Source organism: Lactobacillus sp. UMNPBX4, assembly GCF_002554115.1.
Taxonomy (GTDB): domain Bacteria; phylum Bacillota; class Bacilli; order Lactobacillales; family Lactobacillaceae; genus Lactobacillus; species Lactobacillus gallinarum.
The window spans coordinates 1-2,346 of record NZ_PCZF01000090.1; the positions used below are offsets into that span (position 1 = coordinate 1).

Annotated in this window: 4 protein-coding genes; all 4 read right to left on the minus strand. The window is 34.3% G+C overall.

What is annotated here, in order from left to right; translation table 11 throughout:
• Positions 1–88: 88 nt before the first annotated feature.
• The 4 genes from CP355_RS09700 to CP355_RS09715 all read right to left on the minus strand — a co-directional run bounded on the left by CP355_RS09700 (position 89) and on the right by CP355_RS09715 (position 2,065).
• Complete coding sequence (locus CP355_RS09700; protein ID WP_233187037.1) at positions 89–499, minus strand: VOC family protein; 411 nt, start codon at positions 497–499, stop codon at positions 89–91.
• 29 nt (positions 500–528) lie between these two features.
• Positions 529–897 (minus strand): ASCH domain-containing protein, encoded by a 369-nt coding sequence (locus tag CP355_RS09705; RefSeq protein WP_025006185.1) that lies wholly within the window; start codon positions 895–897, stop codon positions 529–531.
• A complete protein-coding gene (msrA, locus tag CP355_RS09710; RefSeq protein WP_087236176.1) occupies positions 897–1,466 on the minus strand; it encodes a peptide-methionine (S)-S-oxide reductase MsrA in 570 nt (189 codons plus the stop codon). Before msrA ends, CP355_RS09705 begins: the two co-directional genes overlap by 1 nt.
• A gap of 161 nt (positions 1,467–1,627) precedes the next feature.
• Positions 1,628–2,065, minus strand: a complete 438-nt coding sequence (locus tag CP355_RS09715; protein ID WP_087236174.1) for a hypothetical protein — start codon at positions 2,063–2,065, stop codon at positions 1,628–1,630.
• Positions 2,066–2,346 lie beyond the last annotated feature (281 nt).

The following is a 2,346-nucleotide window of genomic DNA, read 5'->3' on the forward strand; positions in this document are numbered from 1 at the left end:
AATGGACTTTTTTTAATATTTGAACGAAGTGTTCAATTTGATTTTACAATCCGCCTTCATTTTTTAATATTAAAAAACAAACCTTTTTTCAATGTTTAGCACTAGCTATATAGTAATCATTCATAAGAACAGACTTCGACCAAGTTTCCATCTGGATCCCTAGTATAGCAGAAGTCATTTTTCCATGTGCACCATGCTTCTCTACTGGGCCCGAAATAATCTCTTGATTATTTGATTTATACTTAGCTATCACATTTTTAATAGGTTGATCAGTTTTAAGACAAAAATCAAAAACTCTCGTTTCCAATTGTTTAGCCACAATTGCGTTAACCCCATTAGTCTTTTTTCTCAGTCGAATTAATTGATCACCACATTGAAGAGAAACGAAGCCATTTTGTTCATCAACAATAGGCAATCCTAGAATTTCATGATAAAAATTCTTAGATTTATTTAAATCAGTCACAGTAATTACAAAATGATCCAAAGCAATAATTGTCATATTTTTACCGCTTTACATAAGTTATATTATTAAACGTGTTTATTTTTGGAACGATAAATCAATGGAATAACTTGTTTTTCAAATTCTGAGCTCTTAATTGGAATAATTACATCATCATCAACATTAAAAAGCTTAAGCTGTCCTTTTACTTTAATCGGATCAATCAAATTCTTAAGTTTAATGTACCAATAATAGCATTGATCGACATCATTCCAGTCTATTCGATACAGATCCATCACGCAAAGTGCATATCCTGGTGCAGAATTCGGCACTCTTTTTGCCGTAGAGCACATCAGAATTGGTCCACGATAATTAGTTTTCCACGTGCGGTATTCTATTTTCTTGGTGCCGTTAATCATCTGCATGATATAGTCACCACGCACAGACAAGGCTTTCATTATTTATCCCAGTGTTCTTTGATAAATTTTTCTCGGCCACCCGCTTCTTCCATTGCATAACGAAGCGGATCTTTTTTATAGAAATCTTGGTGATATTCTTCTGCTGGATAAAATGGTTGAGCTGGTTCAATTTGCGTTACAATCGGATCATCGAACTTGCCGCTTTCAGCTAATTCTTGTTTGGACTTCTCCGCAGCTTCCTTCTGTGCTGGTGAATTATAGTAAATTACGGGACGATATTGATCGCCACGATCTTGGAACTGCCCCATTGCATCCGTGGGATCAGTAACCTGCCAATAATATTGAAGCAACTTTTGATAAGGCATTTTTTCAGGATCGAAAGTAATTTCAACGGCTTCTGTATGCCCAGTTTTACCCGTGCAGACTTCTTCGTAAGTTGGATTAGCAACATGACCACCAGTATACCCACTAACTACCTTTTCTATTCCGGGCAGCTTATCAAATGGACTCACCATGCACCAAAAGCATCCCCCAGCAAAGATTGCCGTGTCTAATGCGCCTTTAAGCTTGGTATCAGTGATTTTCGTCTGTTCGTTATTCTCCGTCATTCTCTCATAACCTCCTAAATTCCGTGAAGTTTTCGTTTTTTTTCGGTTTTCATTCTTAAACCGAATTATAAACTAGATTATAATAATTTTTCATAATTTTTTAAAATAAAATGCAAAAAGCCACCCAAGAAGGTCTTTCATCCTTCTAAATGGCTTTTTTACTACATATCTTTTGCAGATTTCGTCAAATCATTCTTATCTGAAATCCAAGTAAACAATGGCAAATCAATATGACCATTTTCGTCAATTGAATTCATTACTTTTTCCATAAAGAATTCCTGCCAATGCTTATCTGGTTGTACACCGGGATGACCTAATTGAGGAACTAGCCATCCTTCACTCAATGGCTTGATTGGATTAAGACCTACTACCATCCCAATAGTATAGTTTGAAAAATCAAAACTGCCTTCGACTACTTTCCATTTAGGATTTTTCATTAATTCAGGTTGCAATTTATTTAACATTTCAGGCGGAATTTTACCCTCAGTAATTGCCATTCTGCCCTTAATTGGGCCATTTTTCTTTTCAAATTCTTGCAAAGTGCCTTGCATAAATAATTTTTGCCCCAATTGATCAAATTTCTTCTCTTCTTTTAACATAGTTAATTAATCAACTTCCTTTAATATGCTTAAGCTTTATTATACAGAATTTTATCAATGAAAAAAGCTTTCAAGATTCAATTAAACCTCTTAATCTTACATCTATAATCTAAATGGTTTAGTCACGCCCTTAGATTTAGTAGATAATATAAATATCATGAAAAAGTTTTTATATTTTATAATTTTACCGATATTAATTTTATTCATTCTATATTTTTATTTACCTGTCAACTACCCTAGACTGAAGTCTAGGGCTTAGTGGCTCGTTAGCTTGCGCCAAC

Excerpts from the sequence above, each read along its gene's own strand:
- CP355_RS09715 (WP_087236174.1), bottom strand. The coding sequence starts at position 2,065 with ATGTTAAAAGAAGAGAAGAAATTTGATCAATTGGGGCAAAAATTATTT.
- msrA (WP_087236176.1), bottom strand. The coding sequence starts at position 1,466 with ATGACGGAGAATAACGAACAGACGAAAATCACTGATACCAAGCTTAAA.
- CP355_RS09705 (WP_025006185.1), bottom strand. The coding sequence starts at position 897 with ATGAAAGCCTTGTCTGTGCGTGGTGACTATATCATGCAGATGATTAAC.
- CP355_RS09700 (WP_233187037.1), bottom strand. The coding sequence starts at position 499 with ATGACAATTATTGCTTTGGATCATTTTGTAATTACTGTGACTGATTTA.